24 protein-coding genes are annotated in these 26,309 nt (G+C 46.9%); 8 read left to right on the plus strand and 16 right to left on the minus strand.

Features of this window, described 5'->3' with window-relative positions; all coding sequences use genetic code 11:
- Positions 1-42: 42 nt before the first annotated feature.
- The 6 genes from ACO08K_RS15410 to ACO08K_RS15435 form a co-directional block, all read right to left on the minus strand.
- A complete protein-coding gene (locus ACO08K_RS15410; RefSeq protein ID WP_421797296.1) occupies positions 43-903 on the minus strand; it encodes an ABC transporter permease in 861 nt (286 codons plus the stop codon).
- 37 nt (positions 904-940) lie between these two features.
- Complete coding sequence (locus ACO08K_RS15415) at positions 941-1,852, minus strand: pseudouridine-5'-phosphate glycosidase (RefSeq protein WP_421798316.1); 912 nt, start codon at positions 1,850-1,852, stop codon at positions 941-943.
- 133 nt (positions 1,853-1,985) lie between these two features.
- A complete protein-coding gene (gene cysN / locus ACO08K_RS15420) occupies positions 1,986-3,242 on the minus strand; it encodes a sulfate adenylyltransferase subunit CysN (protein WP_421797297.1) in 1,257 nt (418 codons plus the stop codon).
- Between the two features lie 130 nt (positions 3,243-3,372).
- Positions 3,373-4,281 carry a sulfate adenylyltransferase subunit CysD gene (gene cysD, locus ACO08K_RS15425; RefSeq protein WP_421797298.1) on the minus strand — a complete coding sequence of 303 codons (909 nt, stop codon included), beginning with the start codon at positions 4,279-4,281 and terminating at the stop codon, positions 3,373-3,375.
- 133 nt (positions 4,282-4,414) lie between these two features.
- A complete protein-coding gene (gene cysC / locus ACO08K_RS15430; RefSeq protein ID WP_421797299.1) occupies positions 4,415-5,011 on the minus strand; it encodes an adenylyl-sulfate kinase in 597 nt (198 codons plus the stop codon).
- 677 nt (positions 5,012-5,688) lie between these two features.
- Positions 5,689-7,269, minus strand: coding sequence for a fibronectin type III domain-containing protein (locus ACO08K_RS15435; protein ID WP_421797300.1), 1,581 nt, complete (start codon positions 7,267-7,269; stop codon positions 5,689-5,691).
- A 194-nt stretch (positions 7,270-7,463) separates the two neighbouring features.
- Here ACO08K_RS15435 and glyA point away from each other — a divergent pair, with 194 nt between their 5' ends.
- Both glyA and ACO08K_RS15445 read left to right on the plus strand, forming a co-directional pair.
- The gene (gene glyA / locus ACO08K_RS15440) at positions 7,464-8,750 is read left to right on the plus strand and encodes a serine hydroxymethyltransferase (protein WP_421797301.1); all 1,287 of its coding nucleotides are present in this window, start codon (positions 7,464-7,466) and stop codon (positions 8,748-8,750) included.
- A gap of 61 nt (positions 8,751-8,811) precedes the next feature.
- Positions 8,812-9,798, plus strand: coding sequence for a D-alanine--D-alanine ligase (locus ACO08K_RS15445; RefSeq protein WP_421797302.1), 987 nt, complete (start codon positions 8,812-8,814; stop codon positions 9,796-9,798).
- A 111-nt stretch (positions 9,799-9,909) separates the two neighbouring features.
- Here ACO08K_RS15445 and ACO08K_RS15450 read toward each other — a convergent pair whose 3' ends face one another.
- Positions 9,910-10,632, minus strand: coding sequence for a hypothetical protein (locus ACO08K_RS15450; RefSeq protein ID WP_320030138.1), 723 nt, complete (start codon positions 10,630-10,632; stop codon positions 9,910-9,912).
- A 271-nt stretch (positions 10,633-10,903) separates the two neighbouring features.
- Complete coding sequence (locus tag ACO08K_RS15455; RefSeq protein WP_421797303.1) at positions 10,904-12,001, minus strand: aminopeptidase; 1,098 nt, start codon at positions 11,999-12,001, stop codon at positions 10,904-10,906.
- 101 nt (positions 12,002-12,102) lie between these two features.
- Here ACO08K_RS15455 and ACO08K_RS15460 point away from each other — a divergent pair, with 101 nt between their 5' ends.
- Complete coding sequence (locus ACO08K_RS15460) at positions 12,103-12,801, plus strand: hypothetical protein (RefSeq protein ID WP_421797304.1); 699 nt, start codon at positions 12,103-12,105, stop codon at positions 12,799-12,801.
- Between the two features lie 69 nt (positions 12,802-12,870).
- Here ACO08K_RS15460 and ACO08K_RS15465 read toward each other — a convergent pair whose 3' ends face one another.
- A complete protein-coding gene (locus ACO08K_RS15465; protein WP_421797305.1) occupies positions 12,871-14,130 on the minus strand; it encodes a DUF58 domain-containing protein in 1,260 nt (419 codons plus the stop codon).
- Positions 14,131-14,364: 234 nt separating this feature from the next.
- Between ACO08K_RS15465 and ACO08K_RS15470 the strand changes: the two genes are divergently transcribed.
- The 3 genes from ACO08K_RS15470 to mutY all read left to right on the plus strand — a co-directional run bounded on the left by ACO08K_RS15470 (position 14,365) and on the right by mutY (position 17,608).
- Complete coding sequence (locus ACO08K_RS15470) at positions 14,365-15,462, plus strand: LptF/LptG family permease (protein WP_421797306.1); 1,098 nt, start codon at positions 14,365-14,367, stop codon at positions 15,460-15,462.
- Between the two features lie 340 nt (positions 15,463-15,802).
- Positions 15,803-16,336: an RNA polymerase sigma factor gene (locus ACO08K_RS15475; protein ID WP_421797307.1), complete on the plus strand. Its 534-nt coding sequence runs from the start codon at positions 15,803-15,805 to the stop codon at positions 16,334-16,336.
- A 195-nt stretch (positions 16,337-16,531) separates the two neighbouring features.
- Entirely contained in the window at positions 16,532-17,608 is a 1,077-nt protein-coding gene (mutY, locus tag ACO08K_RS15480) for an A/G-specific adenine glycosylase (RefSeq protein WP_421797308.1), read from the plus strand.
- Positions 17,609-17,678: 70 nt separating this feature from the next.
- On the opposite strand, the gene ACO08K_RS15485 is transcribed toward mutY, so the two are convergent.
- The 3 genes from ACO08K_RS15485 to polA all read right to left on the minus strand — a co-directional run bounded on the left by ACO08K_RS15485 (position 17,679) and on the right by polA (position 21,468).
- On the minus strand, positions 17,679-18,122 hold the full coding sequence (locus ACO08K_RS15485) for a GNAT family N-acetyltransferase (RefSeq protein WP_421797309.1): 444 nt from the start codon (positions 18,120-18,122) through the stop codon (positions 17,679-17,681).
- A gap of 75 nt (positions 18,123-18,197) precedes the next feature.
- Positions 18,198-18,590, minus strand: coding sequence for a DUF3127 domain-containing protein (locus ACO08K_RS15490; RefSeq protein WP_421797310.1), 393 nt, complete (start codon positions 18,588-18,590; stop codon positions 18,198-18,200).
- A 70-nt stretch (positions 18,591-18,660) separates the two neighbouring features.
- A complete protein-coding gene (gene polA / locus ACO08K_RS15495) occupies positions 18,661-21,468 on the minus strand; it encodes a DNA polymerase I (RefSeq protein WP_421797311.1) in 2,808 nt (935 codons plus the stop codon).
- Between the two features lie 139 nt (positions 21,469-21,607).
- On the opposite strand from polA, the gene ACO08K_RS15500 reads away from it, so the two are divergent.
- Both ACO08K_RS15500 and ACO08K_RS15505 read left to right on the plus strand, forming a co-directional pair.
- Positions 21,608-22,591 carry a ligase-associated DNA damage response exonuclease gene (locus ACO08K_RS15500; protein ID WP_421797312.1) on the plus strand — a complete coding sequence of 328 codons (984 nt, stop codon included), beginning with the start codon at positions 21,608-21,610 and terminating at the stop codon, positions 22,589-22,591.
- Between the two features lie 153 nt (positions 22,592-22,744).
- The gene (locus ACO08K_RS15505) at positions 22,745-23,437 is read left to right on the plus strand and encodes a porin family protein (protein WP_421797313.1); all 693 of its coding nucleotides are present in this window, start codon (positions 22,745-22,747) and stop codon (positions 23,435-23,437) included.
- Positions 23,438-23,515: 78 nt separating this feature from the next.
- On the opposite strand, the gene ACO08K_RS15510 is transcribed toward ACO08K_RS15505, so the two are convergent.
- The 4 genes from ACO08K_RS15510 to ACO08K_RS15525 all read right to left on the minus strand — a co-directional run bounded on the left by ACO08K_RS15510 (position 23,516) and on the right by ACO08K_RS15525 (position 26,169).
- On the minus strand, positions 23,516-24,133 hold the full coding sequence (locus ACO08K_RS15510; protein ID WP_421797314.1) for an SCO family protein: 618 nt from the start codon (positions 24,131-24,133) through the stop codon (positions 23,516-23,518).
- A gap of 8 nt (positions 24,134-24,141) precedes the next feature.
- On the minus strand, positions 24,142-24,576 hold the full coding sequence (locus tag ACO08K_RS15515) for a hypothetical protein (protein WP_421797315.1): 435 nt from the start codon (positions 24,574-24,576) through the stop codon (positions 24,142-24,144).
- A 153-nt stretch (positions 24,577-24,729) separates the two neighbouring features.
- Positions 24,730-25,224 carry a hypothetical protein gene (locus tag ACO08K_RS15520; RefSeq protein WP_421797316.1) on the minus strand — a complete coding sequence of 165 codons (495 nt, stop codon included), beginning with the start codon at positions 25,222-25,224 and terminating at the stop codon, positions 24,730-24,732.
- A gap of 180 nt (positions 25,225-25,404) precedes the next feature.
- Positions 25,405-26,169 carry a ParA family protein gene (locus ACO08K_RS15525; RefSeq protein ID WP_421797317.1) on the minus strand — a complete coding sequence of 255 codons (765 nt, stop codon included), beginning with the start codon at positions 26,167-26,169 and terminating at the stop codon, positions 25,405-25,407.
- Positions 26,170-26,309 lie beyond the last annotated feature (140 nt).

Genomic DNA, 26,309 nt, shown 5'->3' on the forward strand with positions numbered 1-26,309 from the left:
AAAATATGTTGCTTTGGTAGTATCCTAAAAATTTGATGTGTTTTACACAGTGTCCATAAAGGTCCGCTCCGTCCGATTAAAAATTGCCGTGCCCAACAGCATCACTACCACCGTGAAAACCGTGCTGTATCCCAATCCCCACCAGGAAAAAGTACCCTGCCCGAGCAAGCCGTATTTAAAGGTTTCGATCAATGAAGTCATCGGATTGGCGAGTGCAATCCACTGGTAATCTGCCGGGATTTTACTGAGTGGATAAATCACCGGAGTGGCATACATGGCAAGCTGTACACCGAATTGCACCAAAAATACCAGGTCGCGGTATTTGGTTGTCAATGCAGTAATGATCAGGCCGAAACCCAGGCCCAAGCCTGCCAGCAATATAACCAGAAAGGGAAACAAGAAAGCCGCTGAATTGGGCGCAATGCCTTTGCCTTGCCAGAGGAAGTACAGGTAAAAAGCCACAAACAAGATCATTTGAATGCCATAGCGCACCAAATTGGACACCACGATACTCAAGGGTACGACCAGACGGGGAAAATATACTTTACCAAATAGGTTTTGATTGTCGCGAAAGGTAGTACTCGTTTTATTGAGACATTCAGCAAAATAATTCCAGTTGGTAATGCCCGCCAGATAAAACAACATGGGTGGAATACCATCAGTAGAGATACCTGCCAAATTGCCAAACACTACGGTAAACATAATGGTAGTCAGCATCGGCTGAATGAAATACCAGAGGGGCCCCAGAATGGTTTGTTTGTACTGGGCCACAATGTCTCGCCGCACAAACAGGGTAAGCAAATCCCGATAATTCCATACCTCGAGCAGGTTTAGCTCGAAGATTGATTTTTTTGGGGTAATGACAATGTCCCAGTGGTCAGTAGTAGTAGTAGAGGTGTCCATAAGCCCATTAACCTTTTAGTTGGTCTTCAAATTGTATTTACCTTAAATGTTTCGCAATTTTTGCAGCTAACTTCGCATTGTTCAGCACCAGTTCAATATTCGCGTCAAGGCTTTTGCCTCCGGTGATTTCCTCAATGGTAGCCAGCAAAAAAGGGGTGATTTCTTTGCCTTTGATGTTTTTTTTCTGCGCCAGGTCTAAAGCTATTTGAATGGCCTGTTCCATCGGCGCGTATTCCAGCTGAAATTTTTCAGGGATGGGATTAGCTATGACGGCACCACCTTTCATACCCAATTGCCATTTAATGGTCAGGATATTGGCCAACTCTTTGGCTGTTTCCAGTGATTGATCTACTTTGAAACCACTGTTGCGGGTATAAAAAGCAGGGAATTCCTGGGTGCGGTAGCCTAGAACAGGCACCCCTTGCGTTTCCAGGTATTCGAGGGTAAGGCCCAGATCGAGAATAGATTTAGCGCCAGCACAGACCACTGCAACATTGGTTCGAGCCAGTTCTTGTAAGTCGGCGGATACATCCATACTTTCGGATGCGCCCCGGTGTACCCCACCGATGCCTCCGGTAGCAAATATCGCAATGCCAGCTAAATCAGCAATAATCATGGTGGCAGCCACGGTAGTAGCACCATTGAAGCCCTGGGCAATCACAACGGGTAGATCCCGGCGGCTGACTTTCAGCACATCGGTTCCCATTTGGCCCAACTTATTGATTTCTTGTTTATTCAGGCCAGCTTTCATCCGGCCATTGATCACGGCGATGGTGGCAGGAATGGCACCGTGTTTGCGTACAACTTCTTCCACCTTCAATGCCGTCTCCACATTGCGCGGGTAAGGCATCCCGTGCGAGATGATGGTACTCTCCAGTGCAACCACGGGCTGCTTGGAGCGTAGGGCGGAAGAGACTTCAGGCGATAGATCGAGGTACGGAATCATAATCGGTACACTAGTTTGGCAACAAAAGTAACAATATTCCAAACTAAGTGTAATAGGGTTAATTTGCTAATGGGGTAATGAGTCGATTTATTAATACAACCCATACACTTATCCGCAAATTAACCCTATTGGCACATTAAATAATCATCCCAGCGGCTACTGTTTCGTTCGTACCTTCATCCACCAAAATAATGCTACCCGTATTCCGGTTGCGGCGATAAGGGTCAAAAAATAGCGGCTTAGTGGTACGCAAAACAATGCGGGCTATATCGTTCATGCGGATGTTTTTATCATCCACGTCACGGTGCAAGCTGTTGACATCCAGGCGGTAACGAATGTCTTTGACCACACAGCGCGCCTGTTGGGTAGTATGCAAAATGGCATATTTGCCATTGAGTTGTAGTGGGCGTTCGTTGAACCAACAAATCATCACCTCCAAATCCTGTGCAACTGTTGGTTGGTTGTGGGTGCGCACGATCATGTCGCCCCGGCTCAGGTCGTAGTCATCTTCCAAAAGTATCGTAACCGACATAGGGGGGAAGGCTTCCGCTACTTCACCAGCATGGGAGTCGATTTTGGCAATTTTGGTGGTAAAGCCTGATGGCAACAAAGTTACATCGTCTCCTTTTTTCAAAATACCAGCAGCCACCCGTCCGGCATAGCCACGGTAATCGTGAAATTCGTCGTTGTTAGGGCGAATCACAAACTGCACCGGGAAACGGGCATCAATAAAGTTGTGATCGCTACCGATGTGTACATTTTCCAGGTAGTACAGCAGTGTAGAGCCACCATACCAGGGCATATTTTGAGAACGGTCAACGATGTTGTCGCCTTTCAGCGCCGAAATTGGAATGAAGTGTACATCCTTGACATCCAGTTTGTACGAAAACTTCTCAAATTCTTCCTTGATGTTGTTGTACACCTCCTCGCTGTAATCCACGAGGTCCATTTTGTTGATGCACACCACCAGGTGAGGAATCTGTAGCAAGGAAGCAATAAAGGAGTGGCGGCGGGTTTGTTCCACTACGCCCGTCCGTGCATCCACCAGGATCAGGGCCACGTTGGCTGTAGAAGCTCCGGTGACCATGTTGCGGGTATACTGGGTATGCCCGGGAGTGTCGGCAATGATGAACTTGCGCTTGGGGGTAGAAAAATACCGGTAAGCCACATCAATGGTGATGCCTTGCTCGCGCTCGGCCTTTAGCCCGTCGGTCAGGAGGGCAAGATTGACCTCTCCTTCTCCCCGGCGTTCGCTGGCTTTTTGCACCGCTTCGAGCTGATCTTCAAAAATCGACTTGGAATCGTATAACAAACGCCCAATGAGCGTACTTTTTCCATCATCTACATTGCCGGCTGTTGTGAAGCGCAGCAATTCGGAGTGTTTGAAATCCATAGATATAGAGTTGAGGGGTTTAGAAGTTTAGAAGTTGAGAAGTTGAGGCTACAGTAGCGAACCGGACAAGGTCAAAGTCCAGGCAACGGCGGTAACCTCAACTCCTCAACTTCTAAACTCCTAAACTTTATTAAAAGTAGCCTTGTTTTTTGCGGTCTTCCATTGCAGTTTCTGAACGTTTGTCGTCGGCGCGGGTGCCTCGTTCAGTTACGCGGGAAGCGGCAATTTCATCAATTACTTCGTCAAGATTGCTGGCATGGGAACGTACGGCCCCGGTACAGGTGATGTCACCAATGGTACGGAAACGCACCGTGGTTGTGAAAGGAATTTCCGTTGGGCGGCGTTGGATGAATTCAGAGGCCGCCAAAAGTGAACCATCGCGCTCAAACACCTCACGCTCGTGAGCGAAATAGATGCTTGGTAATTCTACCCCCTCCATGGAGAGGTATTGCCACACGTCCAATTCGGTCCAGTTGGAGATGGGGAAAACCCGGAAATGCTCGCCAATATGTTTTTTCCCGTTGAACAAATTCCACAACTCGGGGCGCTGATTTTTGGGGTCCCATTGCCCAAATTCGTCGCGGTGAGAGAAAAAACGCTCCTTGGCACGGGCTTTTTCTTCATCCCGACGGGCTCCACCGATGGCCGCATCGTACTTGCCATTTTCCAGCGATTCCAGCAAAACGGCAGTCTGCAGGAAGTTGCGGCTAGCATTGTAACCTTTTTCCTCTACCACTTTCCCTTGATCGATGGCATCTTGTACTGAGCCCACAATGAGGCGAGCTCCAATTCTTTCAACCAGCTGATCGCGGTAATCAATGGTTTCCTGGAAGTTGTGCCCGGTGTCGATGTGCAACAAAGGGAAGGGAATGCGCGCCGGGTAAAAAGCCTTCATCGCCAGATAAGTCACCAGGATAGAGTCTTTTCCTCCCGAAAACAACAACACTGGATTTTCAAACTGAGCTGCCACCTCGCGAAGCACAAAAATCGACTCTGCTTCCAGTTCTTTGAGGTGGTTCAGGTTGTAGTTAAAGTCCATATTCTATTTGAGTTGAGGAGTTGAGGAGTTGAGAAGTTGAGAAGTTGAGGCTACCGCAGCGATTTTGACATCATCCTTGTGTAAGGTTTCTGCGGTAGCCTCAACTTCTCAACCCCTCAACTTCTCAACCATTCTAATAAGTCACTAATGGTCGCAAATACTCTACAATCCGCTGTGCTGAGTCTTCTATACTCATTTGATCGGTGCGAATTTCGAGTTCAGGCTTTTCGGGGGCTTCGTAAGGATCATCAATACCCGTGAACCCCTTGATGAGGCCAGCACGGGCTTTTTGGTACAACCCTTTTACATCGCGGGCTTCACAAACCTCAATGGGTGCATTGATGTATATTTCAATAAAATCTTCCGAGCCAACAATACTGCGGGCCAGGTCGCGCATTTCACGGGTAGGGCTAATGAAGGAATTGATACAAATGATGCCGCTGTGGAGGTAGAGTTTGGAAATTTCGGCAATGCGCCGAATGTTCTCCAGGCGATCTTCGGGGCTGAAACTCAGGTTGCTGTTGATGCCAAAACGGATGTTGTCACCGTCCAATACCTGAGGGAGATACCCTTCAGCAAAAAGCACCCTTTCGAGGTATTTGGCCACTGTACTTTTGCCAGAGCCCGACAATCCGGTTAGCCAAAGTACCTTGCTGCGTTGTTGCAGGCGTTCTTCCCGCTCCGAACGTTGGAGCAGTTGATCAAAAATTGGATGAATATGCTCTGCCAAGGACTATTATTTTCAATTCGTTTGGGTAAATAACGGCGCGAAGATAATATACTCTGTGCGAAATTTCCACAATTTTATGCGATAACATATTGACATTCATTCATTTATTCTTGAAAGAGAAACTGTTAAGTTGTGGATTTTGTGGCAGTTATACACAATGGCCGTGCGAAGGGACAGTAAAAAAGGCTGTAAAATTTTCGTTAAAGTAGATTGGAGAGGTAGAGAATTGGATAAAAAATGAGAAAGAAGTGAGCCGGGGAATAGCCCCGGCGTACTTTCAACCGCTTGAAATTAGAAACACACCAAAATATAATAAATCAAAATCTCATCAAATTTGCCTGCTCAAAAACTCTTTTTGCGAAAGACCGGTTGGGTTTGGTCACAAAGACCCCCCCTTGGACAATCAAATGACTGTCGTGTCAACGGTAATCACCCTTACGAGGAACCGTTGAAGGTTTCGATTAGTAGACTGTGTTTGCATAGTGCGGGCTTCACAAGAATTTTCAATGCTGTTTTCCTCTTGATACAAAGGTGCAACACATGGCAATTTTTTCGCTTAAAAAAAATACTTCATTTGTAACTTTAAAAAATATAAAAAACGCAATAAAAAAATCTATATTTAATTGATTATCAGTGGTTGTTTTTTTGATGAAAAGCAGAAAATGTTACGAAACGCACTACCTCACAAACTGGTAAAATACTACAGATTGGCCTCCTGAACGCACGACTATCAGGTAACGACCAGCATTAAGTTGATTTAAATTGAGTTTTTTGGTGGTTTTCCCTGCGGGTAGATTGGCAAAAACTTGTTTGTCCACTTCTTTTTTGAGGGTATTGTACACACAGATTTGTGCTTCGCCAGCTTTAGGCAAGGTAAAAGGAATGGCGACTTCATTGCTGAATGGATCAACACTGCAAGCAGCTAGTTTTGCCCACTCTTTGTCATTGGTGGCAGACTCAGCGGCTTCGGCTGGGCTCAGGGCTGGGACAGCAGGGCGATTGCCAGCGGTAGTTTGTAATAAATTGGCTTTTTTATTCAAAATGGTCAACACATTTCCATTGCTGGGCTCCCAAAGTTTGATGCCTACTGGTAAAACAAAAGGGCTTTTGCTTTCTTGCACACCCTGGAACTGATCGGTGATGACCATCCGCACTTCTACTTTTTCCTGATCCACATAAATCAGGTTAAAGTGGTTGAAACTCCCACTATTGCGGGTCCATTTTTTATTGTCGTCGCTGGCGCGTAAGGGAGCACCCCAGCAACCCTCTCCTATATAAACCGTACCCCGTTCATCATCCCGAATGAAATTTTCATCACTGCCCGCCTCCCGTGATACCCGAATGGGGTAAGTCCATTTGGCTACGTGTGTGTCCGATTCCATGGCCAATTGCACTTGATGATACAAAAACAGGGGTGCCCAGTTTTGTACCAAATCATCCCTTTCAGATTTTCCAGTGGTATGGGGGCGCATGGCGTGGTGGTATTGAGCAAAGCGCCAGGTGAAACCCTTGGCTCCAGTTAATTCGCGTTCCAACCAGGTTTTTTGATCCCCACCACTGGCACTCATGGAGTTGAGGGTAAGTAGACGCAACAGATTTCCCCCAAAACTAAAGGCGTAATAAGCTTCGGGATAGGGGATGTCAAAAACTTCCTGGAGGCTACGATTGTCTAACTCATGGTTGCCCCGGGCCACCACAACCGGAAAAATCCGCCCATCGCTGCCGATGGTGTGTTGCCAATCGTCGAGCCAAAGTGCCCATTCAGGACCTGTATCAGTAGCAGTCATGTCCCCGTTGAACAATATAAAAGTAGGCCGAATTTTAGCCACAAGGGTATTGGCACTGATGCGTGCTTCCCGATTGTTGCGCGAATCACCACCTGAAATGATGGCCAGGCGCTCGGTCGGTACATTCGGCGCAGTGCGGAAGGTGTACCTCCGGCTTAGCCCTTCACTGTCTTTGATCAGGAAATAATAATTGGTATTGGGTTTGAGGCCAGAGAGACGGGCAAAATGATTGTTGAGACCCCGCGCTACCACGACCTGATCTGGCTTGCGTTTGATTCGATAGGCTTCTGCTTTGAGGCCATTGTCCACTTCATCGTAATGAATCATCGGGGCGTTTCCACTTACCTGATCCCAGCCAATTACCATAGAGGTAGCAGGGTCATCCCGCCACATGGCACGAAAACGAAGGGCTTTAGCTTCCAGGGAAATAGCATTTACCAGGATACAAATACAAACAACCAATCGGGTCATAAACAATAATTTAAATCTGCACTACATTTCATCGCAATCAAAAGCGAAGATATTGTACTTTTGCGGCTGAATATTCAATGTGACAATTTCTTGCATTCAATTTATATGGAATTTGATTTTTGGATGCGTTTTTGGAAAAATCCGACCAGCTCTGATTCCAGTGCGCTTTCCAACAATCACAACCGCCAATAACCATGAAGGATACGGTAATTTTTGATCTGATTCATGATGAGTTGGATCGCCAGCGGAAAGGCATAGAGCTTATTGCCTCCGAAAACTTCACCAGCCAGGCTGTGCTGGATGCAATGGGCACTTGCTTAACCAACAAGTATGCCGAAGGTTACCCCGGCAAACGCTATTACGGCGGTTGTGAAGTGGTGGACAAAATTGAACAAATTGCCATCGACCGTTTGTGCAGTTTGTTTGGTGCCGAATACGCCAACGTGCAGCCACACTCTGGTGCACAAGCCAACGCAGCAGTGTTTTTGGCTTGTTTGAGCCCTGGTGACCGGGTTCTGGGTTTCAACCTGGCGCATGGTGGTCACCTTTCTCATGGTTCTCCGGTCAATTATTCCGGTAAGGTTTATGAAGCTCATTTCTACGGCGTTGAGCAAGAGACGGGTTTGATCGACATGGACAAGGTAGAAGCTACCGCCCTGGAAGTACAACCTAAGCTGATTGTTTGTGGTGCTTCCGCTTATGCCCGGGATTGGGATTATGCCCGCTTCCGCGCCATTGCCGATAAGGTAGGAGCATTGCTGCTGGCGGATATTGCACACCCAGCAGGGTTGATCGCAGCTGGTTTGTTGAACAACCCAATGGACCATTGCCACATCGTTACGTCAACTACCCACAAAACCCTGCGTGGTCCACGTGGTGGCATCATCATGATGGGTAAAAACTTTGATAACCCTTGGGGACGCACAACCCAAAAGGGTGAAAAAATCAAAATGTCCGCCATTCTGAATAGTGGAGTATTCCCAGGCATGCAGGGCGGCCCATTGGAGCACGTCATTGCGGCTAAGGCCATTGCATTCCAGGAGGCACTCCAACCAGAATTTAAAGAATACGGCCAACAAGTGATGAAAAACGCCCAGGCTATGGCGGCTGCTTTTGTGCAAAAAGGCTACAAAGTCATTTCCGGAGGAACCGACAACCACTTGATGTTGCTGGATTTGCGTTCTAAAAATGTAACCGGTAAAGATGCAGAAAACGCACTGGTTCGTGCGGATATCACGGTGAACAAAAACATGGTGCCTTTCGATACCCAATCACCGATGGTAACCTCCGGAATCCGGGTAGGTACTGCCGCCATCACGACTCGTGGTTTTAAAGAAGCAGACTGTCTGAAAGTTATCGATTGGATCGATGCGATTTTGACCGACTATAAAAACGAAGCACTCATTAGCGCTACCCGCAATGAGATCAATGCTTACATGGAGAACTTCCCATTGTACGCTGAGCAAGGTGTGATTGCCTAATCTTCGTTTTGGAGGCTTCAAAACATATATTGAAGCCTCCAAAACCCTGAACCCAAAAAATATGCTAAAAGTAGCCATCCTCACTGGCGGCAATGTCGCCGAGCGCAGTGTCTCCCTCAAAAGTGCCCAAACGGTATTCAAACACCTTGATGCTCAGAAGTACGAAAAGTACGTGATCGAGTTGAATGGAACCGTATTTAGCGAGCAGCAGACTGGTGCGGTAGTTAATCTCAACGACTTTAGTTTGCCTACTCCGAATGGAAGCATCAAATTTGATTTGGTGTACCAAATGTTGCACGGGCACCCGGCTGAAGATGGCTGTTTGCAAGGTTATTTCGAGGTGTTGGGGATTCCCTATACGGGTTGTGATGTGATGGCCAGTGCCATTACCTTCAACAAACAAGCTTGTAAGGACTTTTTGCGCAGCCATAACATTCCCATGGCGCCTTCAAAAGTATTGCGCAAGGGGGAAGCCATCAATTGGGCTGAGCTGGAAGCTATGGGTATACCGGTTTTTGTGAAACCCAATAAAAATGGCAGCAGTTACGGCGCTTCCAAGGTCAGTGCACCCGATCAATTGGCCGGAGCCATTGACCACGCCTTTGTATACGATGACGAGGTTGTGGTGGAAGGTTTTTTAAAGGGAAATGAGTTCTCCAATGGGGTGTTGCGCCGCGACGGCGAGGTTGTGGTGTTGCCCATCACTGAAATTGTACCCCACAACGAGTTTTTTGACTTCAAAGCCAAATACGAAAACCAAAGCCAGGAGATCACTCCAGCCCGGCTTACCGCAGAACAAACTGCACTGGTACAAAGCCAAACCAAATTGATTTACGAAGCACTGGGTTGTCGGGGCATCTGCCGTTTTGATTACATCCAGGTAGGCGAAACCTTCTTTTTCCTGGAAGCGAATACCATCCCGGGCATGTCCGAACAGAGTATCGTGCCCCAACAGGCGCGGGCACATGGGTGGAGTATCACGGAGTTGTTGGATGCGGCGGTGAATGAGGCGCTGGCACGACGATTTATTAATGCCACCCATAGTTAAAAAACCTTCCTGCTCTTCGGTTGTTTGATCGAACCAACCCACCAATAAGAAAGCCCCCCGCAGTGCACTGCGGGAGGCTCCTCGATAACACTATCATTCAAGAATCAAAAATTACTTCGTGGTTTGAATACGGTTGAGCACCAATTGTGCTTTGATCAAAAAGTCACTATGGTGGAACATATACTCATTGTGAATCATCATCAAACGCGCAGCATCAAATGCGGCGGATTTGGGGACAATCTGGCGAGCAGCGATCGGGTGTAACCAGTATTCAAGGTTGTTGGTGCGTAGGTACGATTGATCCATTTCAAAGTTACAAACCACTGCAAGTTTGTTCAATGAAAACAGGTAATCTGTTTCTTTATTAAGGTCCTTTTGAATGTCAACTACGTTGTAGCGAGAGAAATTGGCTCCTGAACGCTCGCACAGGAATACATCCCGACGGCCATCAAAAACGATGACATCGCGGAATTTGTACTTCCGGAAGTTTTTAATCAAAAAGTTCTTAATCGGTAGTTTGGAAGGGCGGAGCTTTTTGAACTCATCTTTCAGCTGCTCTTCGTCCAGTTTAAACTCTTCATCGTAAGGCTTGCGACGTTTGGTTTTCATGTTGATCACCTCTTTCGCGCGGCCTATTGTATGGCCCAGTTCGTTTGTTTTGGAATAGACGTTTACGATGTCTACGTGGGCTCCATTCATCCAACTCTCTAGAAAAATCTTGTTGGTACCTGTCTCAAATACCAGTAGTGCGATTTCGCTAATAGCGTAAAAGTTAGGATAACCCCCATAGATGTTGCCATACTTTAGTTCTAGGAATGCTATACTTCTGTTCACGGTTTCAGTTTAAGTTTGTTAAGTGATCTCGAATGATGTTTTTCAGCGTTATGGTTTCCAAAATGGATGATAGTGTTCGAACATGCTACAAAATAACCTCTAAAATAGCAGAAAAGTTGCTATATAGTGGGGCAAAAATAAGTGCTCATTTTTCCTGAGTCAAAGGATTAGATAGAAAACTTAAAATGAACCGTTTGTTTATCTAATCCTTTGACAAAATGAGCACTTATTTTTTGACGCCCCCATTGGGAAGGCAAAGATAAAATTCCATTTAAATTGTGAAGTGCCCATTCTCGTAAATTTTTTCCCCGTCGGTGAAAATCTCCCCCCCTTTGCGCATATCGGTAATCATGTCCCAGTGCACAGCGGATTGGTTTTTACCCCCTGTTTGTAAATAAGACTGCCCGATAGCCAAATGTACTGTCCCTCCGATTTTTTCATCAAAAAGAATATTTTTGGTCATTCGGTCGATATCGTAATTGGTGCCAATGGCTGCTTCCCCAAAACGCCGGGTTCCCTCAATTTTGAAGACCCGATCTAGGACTTCAATACCTTTGCTAGCCTCCCACTTTTCAATGTACCCATCTTTGACGTAAAGGGTAGCACCTTCCACTTCATCGTTGCCATACAAAGCAGGTAGCGAAAACCGTACCATTCCGTTAACAGAATCTTCAACTGGCGAAGTATAGACCTCACCGGAGGGCATATTGGTTTGTCCGTCCGAATTCATCCAGGTGCGGCCACGACAAGAAAAGGTCAAATCAATGCCATCACCTTTATAATGTATCTCCGAACTTTTGTTCAGGTGATCCACAATGCGTTGTTGATTTTGGCGCACCTTGATCCAACTTTCGATGGGATCGGGATCGTTTAGTTTACAGGCGTTGAACACAAAATGCTCATATTCTTCCAGGGATAAGCCCGCTTTTTGGGCGCTAGCCTGGGTAGGGAATTGGCAAAGGTTGCGTTTGAGCTCGCGAGTAGCCGTGCGCCGGAAGTATGCATCGGAGGCTTTTTGGTAGGCCTGTTGGTAGATTTGGTTTTTTTCGGTGGTACTGCCGTTGCTTTCACCCAGGTTAAAAGGGGCGCGAATGTGCAGATAGGCGTCATAAGTTTCCATCGCCAATTGGTACAAGGGCGAAACCCGGCTCAACTGTGCAGGTTGGGCTTCCTGGAAAAAAATGCGGTTTTGCTCCCGAAATTCCAACTCAGTATCCACCGTAGCGCCCGCCCGGATTGCCGAACGAAAAACTTCCCGCACCAGTGGTTCCGCCAAAATGGTGGTCTTGATGAATAGTTTGTCGCCGGGCTTGATCTCCATACAATAGTGCACCAGTAGGTCAGCATATTTTTCCAAAATCGTCTTCATGTTTTCCTTAACGTTTTTTTAAGAGTTTTCGCTGAGTACAATATACAAATCCCTGGCTTCTTCTTACAAAGACATTAATCAACTCAAAAAATTTGTTTTCCATGATCTCACAATTGAAAATCTCTTTGAAGTTTTTTGCCGGTTTTGCATTTGTTCTGGCGATGATTGGTTTGGCTTCTTGCGACAAAAGCAGCCTGGATGTTACCTCCGAAGACTATTTTACCCTTGGCGCGATGGATTCGCTACACCACAACGGTGGCTGTGGCCGCGGCAGCTGCTTCGAATTTGTTTACCCCATCACGATCAAATTTGCCGATGGCACCACTGCTAAAGTTACCTCCAACGAAAACATGCGCGAAACCATCCGCACCTGGAAAGAAGCTAACCCTAGTGCTACCGAACGCCCAACTTTGGTTTTCCCATTGGACGTGTTGGCAAAAGACGGAACAGTTACCAGCGTAGCTAGCGAAGATGAATTCAAAACACTGTTGGCCACTTGCCCACCACAAGGTCGTGGTAAAGGCCGTGGTGGCAGAGGCCACAAACCTGGCGACAATGGCCAAACTTGCTTCAAGTTGAACTTCCCTGTAACTGTCCAATTGCCCGATAGCACCACTGCTACCGCTGCTGACAAGGATGCACTACACACCATTCTGCACAACTGGAAGAAGAACAACCCAACTTCGAAGGTACGTCCAAGCCTGGTATTCCCGATCAGCGTAACACTGACGGACGGAACTACTCAAAGTGTGGCGAGCAAAGAAGCCTTAACTGCACTGAAGGAAAGCTGCGGAAATTAATCGCGAAAAGAGAGTGAGAGGAGAGCGGGAAGCAGGTATTACTTGCTTTCCGCTCTTTTCATTTATAGCTCAGATTAATCCTCGCGCCTTCAACTCCAAATACTTATTAATGGTGTTGATGGAAAGATCTTCGGGGCGGGTAAGGACTGATTGAATGCCGTATTGCCGCAGGGTGAGCACCATTTGGGCTTTTTCGCTGAGGTATTTTCGCGCCATGGTTTGTTGGTAAATGCCTTCAACATCTTTGGCATCCTGTTCGGCGAATTCGCGAATTTCGGTATTGTCAAAAAAGACCACAACTAAGAGGTGACGACGATTGATGCGTCGCAGAATAGGCAAGGCTCTCTCCAGCGCAAATGCGCTTTCAAAATTGGTAAAGAGCAAAATAAGACTCCGGCCATTGATCAATTTGCTGCTGATGTGAAAAAGCAGTTCATAGTTTGCCTCTAAAGGACGTTCTTTTTCTTTGTAGAGCGCATTCAGAATAAAATTCAACTGGGTAGGGCGATTGTCCGCTTTAATGGTTGCGCCAATTTTATCCGAATAAGTAATCAAACCTGCCTTATCGTATTTTTTGATGATGATGTTGGAAATCGCCAAGGTTGCGTTGATCGCGTAATCCATCAAACTCAGGCCTTTGAAAGGCATCCGCATCACCCGACTTTTGTCAATGATGCAATACACCTGTTGCGCCCGTTCGTCTTCAAATTGATTGACCATCAAACCTTCCTTGCGGCTGCTGGCTTTCCAGTTGATGCTGCGAAAATCATCACCCGCCACATAGTTTTTGATTTGTTCAAACTCGTAACTGTGACCAATCCGGCGAATGTGTTTGATGCCTTCACGGGTGGTGGTGCGTTCAAAAGCCCGCATTTCCATTTGTTTCATTTGAATCACCGAAGGATAAACTGCCGCTTTCATGGGGCTTTGATTGAGTTGAAAACGCCGCTCTACCAGCCCAAATAGGCCAGTGGCATAGCAGTTGGTCGAACCAAAACTATATTCTCCGCGCTCTACTGGGCGTAAATCATAGCGGATAGAGGCTACTTCTCCTCTTTGTAAGGTCAGGCTTTGTACAAAATTTCGGGTTTGCAATTGCTCCGGGAGCTCGTCAATGAGCTTGATGCGCAAGGTCAGGTTGGAGTCGTTGTTCAAATCGAGGTACACCGGATTTTCGTCTCCCAAGCTCAACATCCGGGGCAAACGACGGACTCCGTTCAAATTTACACCAGCCTGAAACAGGAGCATCCAATCGGTTAAAACCAAGGCCAGAAAGATAAAGAGTAAAAACTGCCCAATCGGAAAGAGAATGGGAATGGCAAAACCCATGGCAAAAACCAGGATTAGTGCACTACAGGCAATAAAAAATCGCGATGGTAAAAAAGTTGATTTCACTAGGATGTGTTTACATGAAAGGGCAATAAAAAAATGAACATTTATTTTGCCCCATAACTAAGAAACGATGTTACAACTTTTTTTGCTTTTTCGCAAAAAAATGATCCACATCTCCGGGACTTGGGTACTCCTTTAAAAAAAGCTACTTTTGCACTTCAATTATGTGGAATGAACAACTATATAAAAATCCTGGACTGGTACATAATCAAAAAATTTTTGTCCACCTTCTTTTTTACCGTGCTGATCTTTTTGATGATCGCGGTCATCCTGGATTTTAGTGAAAAGGTTGAGAAATTCATCGAAGAGCCCATTACGACCAAGGAGATCGTGCTGCAGTACTATCCCAGTTTTATGTTGTGGATTGGTGGCCAGCTGTGGTCGGTCTGTACCCTCATTTCCGTGATTTTTTTTACTTCGCGGATGGCGTACAGTTCAGAAATCATTTCCATTTTCAATGCCGGGGTAAGTTTTAATCGACTGATGCGTTCGTATTTTTTTGGAGCTGCCTTTTTGACCTTGCTGTATTTGCTCTGTACCCACATCATTATGCCAATTGGCGAAAAATACCGGCAGGACATCACGCATAAATACATCGACAAGAACGACGACAAAGGCAAGGCTACCAATATTCACCTCTTTGTAGCTCCTGGCACCAAAGTGTTCATCGGCTTTTACAGCAAAGGGGATAGTACGGCTCGCGACTTTCGCATTGAACACTTTAAAGATCAACAACTGATCAGCTACACCAAAGCGGATCGGGCCGAATTCATTCCCGAAACCCGCAAATGGCGATTGTGGGACTATAGCACGCACAATTTTAACGGCCTGAAGGAAAAACTGGACATGCATATGTCCGAATCCAAAGACACGACCCTGAGCCTCTATCCCGAAGATTTTGTGGATTTCTCCAGCCAACAAAGTATGATGGTCACCCCACGACTGCTGCGTTACATCAACCAACAAAACGCTCGAGGTGCCAGCAATACCCGCAAATACGAATTTGAATTGTACCGTCGTACAGCAGACCCCGTCACCATTTTTATCCTCACGTTTATTGGAATGGCGATTGCCTCGCGCAAAGTGCGGGGCGGATTTGGGTTTCACCTGGCATTGGGGATTGGGGTTGGAGCCATCTTTGTGTTTTTATCCAAATTTACCAACGTATTTGCGCTGGGGCAAACCATCCCGGTATGGTTGGGTGCATGGCTGCCGAACATCATTTTTGCTTTTGTTGCCCTACGACTCATCCAGACCGCGCAAAAGTAATTAGCCATTTTTGTTGAAGTAAAAAGTTAAACAAAAAGCTAGTCTTAAATCCAAGACTGGCTTTTTGTCGTAGTAATACTTGGGTAAACAGAGTATGAAATCGTGAATTCTGAAATTCAGACTCTTTCTTTCATTTTTTTCTGAAAAAATAAAATTCTGAAAAAATAATGCAAGTATTTGATTGTCAATTATAATTGTAAAAATTAAAACCATCAAAGTTAAACAGTTTTAGGGTGTTGTTGAAAAAAAGGTATAATTTCTTGCATTTTGTTTAACTAATGTCTAATTTTGATTCAACGATTGTGTTTAACTGCAGTCAAAGCCATTAAAACCAACAAGCATGTCATACCCATCTGATTTCCATACCCAACTAGATAGCATGTCTGTCCTCCTCCATTCTTTTGCGTTTAATCTGACCAAAAATACGGAGGATGCCAAAGACCTTTACCAGGAAACAGCATACCGGGCCATGACCAACATGGACAAATTCCGGCCTGGTACCAATTTCAAGGCATGGTTGTTCACAATCATGAAAAACATCTTCATCAACAACTACCGCAAAAAAGCCAAGGCCAACACCATTGTTGACTCTACGGATAATTTATACTACATCAACTCCACTGCAAACACCATTGACAACCGGGCAGAATCCAGTATCATGATGAAAGAACTCGTGCAACTGATCGAAAAACTCGATGATAGCATTCGGGTTCCCTTCCTGATGCACTACCAGGGCTACAAGTACCAGGAAATTGCCGATTACCTGGATCTGCCTCTGGGAACGGTTAAAAGCCGCATCTTTTTTGCCCGCAAAGAACTCAAAGAAATGATCGGTAAACGCTACACCGATATGGTACTGGATGATGTAGAATAATCGCCATACTTGGTAATGACTACACTTGTTGAGCTTGTTCAAAGCTGGCTTAGCTGCCGCCTTGAAATCACCCAATTGAGCCTTTTATTTTTAGATAGCTAGTTTTGGCGATGGAGACTTATCTTCATCGCCTAATTTTTTTTGTGCATAATTGCATGGGCGAAAAAAATAAGTGATCATTTTGCCCCACGACTTATGAAACATCACCGCTTTTTTCAAGAAAATTTGTTGGCCTGGTACCATCCCGAAGACCGGCCCTTGCCCTGGAAAGGAATTCAAAACCCCTACCACATCTGGCTTTCGGAAATCATTCTGCAACAAACCCGCGTGGAACAGGGCTTGGCATATTACCTGCGTTTTGTGGAAACGTACCCCAGCATTCAGGATTTGGCTGCTGCGCCCGACGATGAGGTGATGAAACTCTGGGAAGGCCTGGGGTATTATTCCCGGGCGCGCAACTTGCTGGCTGCTGCCCGCTATGTCGCACATGAGCTGGGTGGGGTATTCCCAACAAGCTACGAAGGCATCCGCTTGCTCAAAGGTGTTGGGCCTTATACCGCCGCTGCGATTGCTTCTTTTGCTTACAATTTACCGCATGCCGTAGTGGATGGCAATGTGTTTCGGGTGCTTGCCCGCTTTTTTGGCATCAGTACGCCACAGGATACTACGGAGGGTAAAAAACAATTCACGGAACTGGCCGAAACCTTGCTTGATGCAACCCAAGCGGGTCGTTACAACCAGGCCATCATGGATTTCGGGGCGACCGTCTGTTTACCGCGTAATCCGCAATGCAAAACATGCCCACTACAATCAGGCTGTGTGGCCTTAAAGGAACAACGCATCGGAGAACTGCCCGTTAAAAGCAAAAAGATTGTCAAAACGGAGCGTTTTTTCCATTACCTCGTGTTCAATTTTGAAGGCCAGGTCTTGATTCAAAAACGGGAAGAAAAAGACATTTGGCAGGAACTCTACCAATTCCCTTTGTTGGAAAATGAAAGTTTGGAGCAAAGCTGGGAGTTGTTGCAGGCAGCGCTTTTGGAAAACAACGGGCTTACCTTGCCATCGCATACCTTGCGCAGTGGCTCAAAGGTGTTTCAACAATTGCTTACCCACCAGGTGGTGAATGCGCGTTTTTGGGAAATTGACTTGGAGGATTTGCCTGCATCCATCCCAGCCAATTGGTTGTGGATCAAGCGTGGAGCATTAAACAAGTATGCGTTCCCGAAGGTGATTGATCGGTATTTGGGGGATCGGGCGTTGTTGTTGTTGTAGGGGCAACCCTATGTGGTTGCCATGTGGTTGTGATTGCCCGGTAGGTAGGAGCAACCACATAGGGTTGCCCCTACAGCATTTTTTGCAATAAAATTCGATATTCCGCCAGCGTATCCCGCGGCTCCACCCCAATAATATCAAAACCATTCCCCAATGCAAACTGCAACATGGCCTTCAAACGATTGCGGGTTTTGAATTGGAGGCGGGTAAATCCTTGTGCTCGCACCCACGCTTCCTGCTGAATGGCCAATGCTTTGGCTACCCCAAACTGCCGAAACTCGGGCAGGACGGCACCCATCCAGGAATAAAACAGCTGTTCATCCAGGGCGTAACCTACTTTAAAACCAATTATTTTTCCAGCATTTTCTGCGACAAGGATGAGGCTAGGCAATCCTTTCAGGCGCCTTTGGTATTCTTCGGCGGGGTGTGGAGCAACGAACTCGGGAATTTGCATACTGAGAGAAACTGCTTCTGGAATAGTTCCCTCACGGACAGTGAAGTTTTTAGACAACATGGGTATTACTGGGATTACGAGAGCAATTGCTACTTACCTGACTAATTGGTAGTCAGATAAGTAGCAGCCCTCTGCCTAAAACGGCAGATCATCCATATCTTTACTGTTTCCACCGCCCCCAGTCGTCCGCTCATCGCTAGCGCTAGGGAAAAATCCATCCTCTTCAGCTGAAGGATTCGGTGCACTGCTTTTTTCTGCCTTGGATGGCCGATCCAAACGCCAGGCGTTCAAATTGGTGAAATATTTCCCTTGCCATTCCCGACCGCGCAGGTCGAAATGAACCTTGATGTTTTCACCTTCGGTATAATCGTCGATCAGGCTACAACGGTCTTGAACCAATTGAAACTTGACGAATTGTGGGTACTGTCCACTTTCCACTTCAATCACAAACTCACGAGCCTGGAAGCTACCCGATTTATTTTCAGATGGAAAGACTTTATGCAATTTTCCTTCAACTTCGAATGACATGACGAATGGTATTTTTTGAAGCGTGAAAATACAAAAAGCTTTTTAAAAAGTTGAGGAGTTCTCAACTTCACTAATGTGCTTCCAACCAATTCAGACCCGTGCCCAATCCCACTTCAATCGGTACTTTTAATTTGGGCAGCGCAGTGCGCATTTTTTCTACAATAATTGGTTTGACAATTTCTAGCTCCTCGTTGGGAACATCAAAGACCAATTCGTCGTGTACCTGTAAAATCATTTTGGTTTGTAATCCACGAGCCAGCAATTCCTGGTGGATGTTGACCATGGCTACTTTGATCATATCAGCAGCAGAGCCTTGTACGGGAGTGTTCACTGCGATGCGTTCAGCGTTGCTGCGTTCGAGAGAGCTTTTGGAATTGATGTCGCGCATGTAGCGTCGCCGCCCCATCAAGGTGGTGACGTAGCCACTCTTGCGGGCATCTTCCACCACGCTGTCCATGTACACTTTGAGTCCTTTGTATTGGGAGAAATAAGCGTCGATCAATTCTTTGGCTTCCGTCCGTTTGATGCTGAGCTGACGGGAGAGGTTGGTTGCTCCGGCCCCATAAACGATACTGAAGTTGACCGTTTTGGCTTGGTAGCGCTGTTCGCGGGTCACCTGATCAAAGGGCACATTGAAAACCTTGGCGGCGGTGGCAGTGTGAATGTCCTGGCCATTTTGGAAAGCCTCCAGCATGGCCGCGTCCTCGCTGATTTCAGCGATCAGCCGCAATTCGATCTGCGAATAATCCGCAGACAGGAGCGTGTGGTTTTCGTCGCGGGGGATAAAGGCGCGGCGAACTTTGGCACCTTCCGGGGTGCGTACCGGAATATTTTGCAGGTTGGGGTTATTGGAGCTCAAACGCCCGGTAGCCGCCAATGCCTGGTTGAAAGAAGAGTGAATCCGCCCAGTGCGGGGGTTGACCATTTTGGGCAAGGCATCCACATAGGTTGACTTGAGTTTGGTTAGCCCGCGGTAGTTCAGGATGGTTTGGATGATCGGAAATTCCGGGGCTAGTTCTTGCAACTTATCTTCATCGGTGGAATATTGACCAGTTTTGGTTTTTGCCCCTTTGTAGGGAATTTTTAGGCGTTCAAACAACAAATCTCCTACTTGTTTGGGCGATCCAATGTTGAATTTAACCCCAGCTTGTTCGTAAATGGATTGCTCCAGGCTGAAGATTTGGCTCTCCAGTTCGCGGGAATATTCCGCCAGGTAGTTGCTATCAATGCGCACCCCTTCGTACTCCAGATCGGCGAGTACCTTGATGAGGGGGCATTCGATGGTGTCAAAAAGCTCCTGCACCCCGCCTTCAGCGAGTTTAGGTGCGAACAAGAGTTTTAATTGCAGGGTGATGTCGGCGTCTTCAGCGGCGTAGTCACTAACCTTTTCTACGGGTACATCCCGCATATTGAGTTGCCCTTTGCCTTTACCAATCAGGGTTTCGATGGAAACGGGGGAATAACTCAGGTAGGTTTCCGCCAGGTAGTCCATGCCGTGGCGCATTTCAGGCTCCAACAAATAATGGGCTACCATGGTATCGAAATAGGCACCTCTAATTTCTACGCCATACCATTTGAACACGATGGCGTCGTACTTGAGATTTTGGGCGATTTTGGTGATTTTTTCATCCTCCAGTACCGGGCGGAAAACCTCAACCAGGGCCTGTGCTTTTTCCTTACCGGCAGGTACGGGCACGTAAAAGGCTTCTCCAGATTGATAGGCAAAAGACATACCCACCAATTCAGCCTGGGTAGGTTCCACATGGGTGGTTTCGGTGTCAAAACAAAACTCGGTTTGTTTCGCCAAATCGTCAGCCAGTTTTTGGATGGCTTCGGGCGTATTGACCAGGTGGTACTGGTGTGGCGTATTGTCGATGGTTTTTTCAGCAACCGAGTGCGAGGGTAAGCTCGAACCTTTAAGCGGGGCTGGTCCGGGTTCGATATCGCCAAACAGTGAACCTTGTTGGCCAGGGCCGGGTTGGCTGGGGGTAGTTCCACCATCCTCTTCGCCTAAGATCCTTTTTGCGATAGAGCGAAACTCCAATTCTTTAAAAATTTCCGATAACACTTCCCGATTGGGCGGATCGATGATGTATTGGTTGGCATCGAACTGGATCGGCACCTGCGTCTCAATTATGGCTAGTTTTTTGGACAACAAGGCCTGTTCGGCGTATTGTTCTACCCGTTCTTTTTCCTTGCCCTTAAGTTCATTTACATTGGCAATCACCCCTTCAACAGAGTCGAAGCGATCAAGGAGTTTAGCGGCGGTTTTTTCACCAAAGCCAGGAATGCCAGGGATGTTGTCCACACTGTCGCCCATTAGGCCGAGGATATCGATGACTTGTTCCACCCGTTTGATGCCCCAGTTTTCACAAACTTCTTTCACCCCCATGATTTCAATGCCATTGCCCTGCCGGGAGGGTTTGTACATGAAGATGTTTTCAGACACCAACTGGCCGTAGTCTTTATCTGGAGTGACCATGTAGACGGTGTAGCCTTCGGCTTCGGCCTGTTTGGCCAAAGTACCAATGACGTCATCCGCTTCGTAACCTTGCACCATGACGATGGGGATGTTCATGCCCCGCACAATTTTTTCAATCCAGGGGATGGCAATGCCGATGTCTTGAGGCTGTTCTTCGCGGTTGGCTTTATAAGGCTCGTACATATGATGCCGAAAAGTAGGGCCATGTGGATCAAAGGCTACCGCAATATGAGTGGGTTTTTCGTTGCGCATCAAATCCCACAACTGATTTACAAAACCGTTGATGGCGGAGGTATTGACTCCTTTGGAATTGATAAGTGGGCGGGTGATGAAGGCGAAGTGTGCGCGGTAGACCAACGCGTGTCCATCTAGCAGGAACAGTTTTTTATCTGACATGGTGACTTTTTGTTTCCAAGGCGGAAGATAAGGGGATTTGGGGAAAAGTAGAAATGAAACTAGGGCCTAAAAGATAAAAAGTTTTTTAATTTCAGAAAATGATATTTATTTTTTGATCTTTGCTTTTAAATCCCCTTCTATGGCGTTGCTGGAATTTACCGACCGTGGAATTTATTGTCCTCCTGCCGAGATCTACATCGACCCATGGAAGCCAGTCAAACGCGCCCTCATCACCCACGGCCATGCTGACCATGCCCGCTGGGGCTCGGATTATTACCTTTGCACGCGCAGCGCCAAGCCTGTCATCCGCTCTCGCTTGGGGCCTATCAACATCGAAACCGTGGACTATGGGGAAAGCCGCCTGATCAACGGCGTACGTTTTTCCTTTCACCCTGCTGGCCACATTGTAGGTTCTGCTCAAATTAGGGTAGAGCATCAGGGTGAGGTGTGGGTCGCTTCGGGCGATTACAAACTAGTAGACGATGGTTTATCTGAAGCCTTTGAACCCATCCCCTGCCATACCTTCATCACTGAATGCACTTTTGGCTTACCCATCTACCAATGGCCCAGGCAAGAAGAAGTTTTTGCCGACATCAATGCCTGGTGGGCACAAAATAAAGCAGAGGGCAAGGTGACGGTACTCACTGGCTATGCCCTAGGCAAGGCTCAACGACTGATGCACGGTCTTGACCCCACAATCGGCCCGATTTTCACCCACGGTGCGGTGGAAAATGTCAATGAAATCCTGCGCGCCCAAGGCATTTTACTCCCAGCTTCCACCCGATTGACTCAAAGCACTAAAAAGGGGCAGGTAGAAGGGGCCATCATCATTGCGCCTCCTTACGCGCTGAATTCACCTTTGGTGCGGCGTTTTTTGCCTGCTTCAGTAGGTATGGCTTCGGGCTGGATGTTGCTACCCGAGGCTATGCGTAAGCATAATTCTGCACGAGGTTTCATTTTGAGTGATCATGCCGACTGGGATGAGCTCAATCGGGCGGTGGCCGCCACAGGTGCGGAGCGCATTGTGGCTACGCATGGGTATACAGAGCAGTTTAGCCAGTGGATGCGGGAGCGCGGGTATGATGCCAGTGCGGTGCATACGGAATTTGAGGGGGAAGTATAACAAGTGACGAATTTTTTCCCATTCGTTTTAACTAAATATTTAGGAACGCCTGCCAACTTTAAAACTATCCTAACTAGCGCTTAACGCCATTTAACAAATTCTGCCTGCAACTTTGCATCATCAAACATCATTTACGAAAAAACCAAACGAAAGATGAAAAATACGTTCTTCCTGGCAGCAGCTTTGTTCCTGGCTTTTATCTCTGGCACTAACGCACAAAGCACCTTGCACGTTGGGGTACGCTCCGGTTTACAGATGAGCACCATCAAACAATCCGAACTATTGAGTGAACTGACGCCTAAAGCAGAATATACCTATGGCAATACCACTGCCGCTTTTGCAGAACTTGATTTTGGTGGCAACTTTTCCGTACAAGCCGAATTGGGTTACGCCGGACGTGGTTTCCGTTATGACCTGAAAGAAGACGTGAAGATTGGCGATTTTGAAATCCCACTGGGTGCCCGCGCAGATTTTCGCTTCAACACGCTGGAACTGCCCGTATTGTTCAAAGCTAAATCAGGCCTGGATGCAGTGCGCTTTTATGCTCAGGTGGGCCCATACCTTGGCTACAACATGAGTAGTAAATTGACTGCGAGAACTTCGGGTATCATCGAGATCAAACTTTTTGACATGGACATCGACCTGGATGCCATCAATTACAATCGCCTGGAAGTAGGTGGTATAGCTGGCGCCGGGATGGAAATCAACACTGGTATTGGGCGCTTCTTCCTGGATGGCCGCTACCAACATGGCTTCACTGCCAATGCAGATATTCCTGTAGTTAAAGAAACCTTTCGCAGCAGAGGGTTTGCACTACAGGCTGGATTTGCACTTCCGCTGAACTAAGCAATAGGGTTCCAGAAATACAAAGCCCCACCCGGTACTTCAACACCGGGCGGGGCTTTGTATTTCTGGAACCCTTTTTTATTGCATTTCTTTCAACAAACGGGCCACATCCTCCATGAACTGGTCCACCGACTTGGGGTCGGTCCCATCACAAAAGGCGCGTACCCGGCGCTTGGTATCCACCAAAATCAAACGACCACTGTGGTCAAAACCACCCGGTGCATTTGGATCTTCCTGCGCGATGCTGAAATAATCATTCGCAATACTGTAGATAGAATCTTTTTCTCCGGTGACAAATTGCCACTGGGGCAAGCCAACGCCTAGATCTGTCGCAAACTTTTTCAAACGAGGAATCGTATCGTGTTTGGTATCAATTGTATGCGATAAGAGTACAAGTCGGTCTTCATCCTTGAACCGCTCAGACAAGCGGAGCATTTGTTTTTTTACTTTGGGACAAATGGTAGGACAGGAGATGAAGAAAAAATCTACCACATAAGCTTTTCCTTCAAAAGTTTGATTGTTGACCACCTGACTATCCTGGTTCACAAAGGAAAAATCGCGGATGGTATGATAGATGGTGTCTCCATTCACCACATCAAACTCTCCTAAAATGGGTAGCGGAGCGTTTTGATCTGGCGCACCCAATTGGCAGCCTACCACCAAGGGCAGTAGCAACCAAAACAAGTATTTGCGCATAAATCAGGTTATTGTTTACGGTTTGCCAATGCTTTTTTGGCTTTATCAATGGTCTCGTCGGTAAATTGGCCGATCCGGATGATTTCATCCTTTTGAGTCGTCAGGTATTTTTCCAACTCCTCTGGCTTCATCGATACTTTGTTCAACTCCAAATCACTGATGCCGTTCATCCAGTTCATCATAGATTCTTCAGCTTCTTTGAGGTTGACAGTGACCATGCTCAGGTTTTCGCGGGTTTCCATGGTCATGGTAGTGTCTTGAAACAGGTACTGACGCATTTCCTTGTACAGTTCGTTCAATTCCCCCATTTTGGGCATGATGCGGTCGTGCTCCGCCATCATTTCCTTTTCAATTTTTTCTCCAGTACTTGCGGCACCAGTACCGCCACAAGCAAACGCCAAGGCCATCAACAGCATTGACGCAATCATCAAACGTATTTTCATGGTGTAAAAATTTTGGTAATCAGAGGGGCAAAGGTAGGGAAAAGAGTTGGGAAATGTTGCGAAATGATGTGCATCCATAGTGGCGACCCTATGTGGTCGCCGTGTGGAAAAATGTAGTCGTCACCCTCCGCAGTCGATCACACAGGATCGACCCTACGGTTGTTTTTGTTTTTCCCAACGAGCAATGTACTCCTCCACAATGCCATCGATGATGTCGCGCAAGAGCGTTTTTTCCATCCGGGCGATGGTTTTGAGTTTTTCTAGTTTGCGCTCGTCAAATTGCAGCGTCAGGCGGCGGGTAGCGTTTTGGTCAAATTGCACCTTAGGTTCTACTGTAGAGCGGATTAATGCATCCAAGCCCTCCATAGGTTTGGAGCTGCGTTTTTTGATTTCGGCTTCAGCTGGAACTTGCTGCATTTGCCTTTCGAAGGATTCTTCAAAGGCTTCCATCAGAAAGGCTTGCAGGTCGTCGGTAAAACGTTTGCCCTGCGCTTTTTTGCCGGTTTCAGGGCTTGGGGTTTCGGAGGCGGAATTACTGCTTTTGGTATTGGTCGATTCAGCCGAGAGCATGGCATGGCCTTGCAGGGCAGCATCATCGGGGCTGCTGAGCAGGCTTTCAAGACCGGCGGTGAATCGTTTTTTGCTCATTGTTTTCTTTTTCTCCCACGAATAAATTCGTGGGTTGAGTTTGTATGGTGGCCTCCCACGGATAAATCCGTGGGTTGGCGTAGGTTCTTGGGGAATGGAAGACCAACACACCCACACTATCACACTTCACACCCACACCCTTTCTTACGGATAAATCCGTGGGTTGGCAAAGGTTACACACTAACCTTTGTGCTTTGCACTGGTTCGTTCGATGATCTCTCGGCTCAGGTTTAGGTAGTCTTCGGCTCCGGGGCTATTGGGGCTGTAGGCAAAGATGTCTTTGCGTTGAGAAGGCGCCTCGGCCAGGGCTACGTTGTCGCGAATCATCGTTTTGAACACAATTTCTCCGAAGTATTTTTTGATGGTTTCCACCACATCACGGTTCAGAACCTTGCGGGCATCGTACATTGTCGCAATCACGCCACCAATGTAGAGGCCCTTGTTGAGGCGAAGTCTCACTTTATCAATGACCTGTTTGATTTTAGCCAAACCTTGCATGGCCAAAAACTCCGTTTGTAGCGGAATGTATACCGTATCGCTGGCAGCCAGTGCGTTTAAAGTCAGCAGGGCCAGCGATGGTGGGCAATCAATGATGATGAAATCATATACACTACGGATAGGCTCAATGAGTTCCTTGAGCAAGTATTCCCGCCCGGCTTCGTTGATCAATTCCATCTCAGCGCCCGAAAGATCGAGCGTGGAAATGACAATATCCAGGTTCTCTTTGGCGGGGTAGGGAACCAATGGCGCCTCACCCCGAATCGATTCGTAAATGGACTGTGGGTGCCTTGGAATACCTAAAGACAAGGTGAGATTGGCCTGCGGGTCGAGGTCAATCAGCAATACTTTTTTACCCAATTCAACCAAGCCTGCTGCAATGTTAATCGAACTGGTTGTTTTGCCTACACCACCTTTATGATTCAGCAACGAAATAACGATACCCATATAGATCACTTATAGCCCTGTGTCTGCTTTTGTGTTTACAATGTTGCAAACACAATAGGCCGAAATTAGGCACAAAAATTCGAATTAAGGGCAAATTTCGCGATTTGACACCGATTTTTTTTACTTGAACGCCAATTAAA

This window comes from Haliscomenobacter sp. (genome assembly GCF_965225875.1).
Lineage (GTDB): Bacteria > Bacteroidota > Bacteroidia > Chitinophagales > Saprospiraceae > Haliscomenobacter.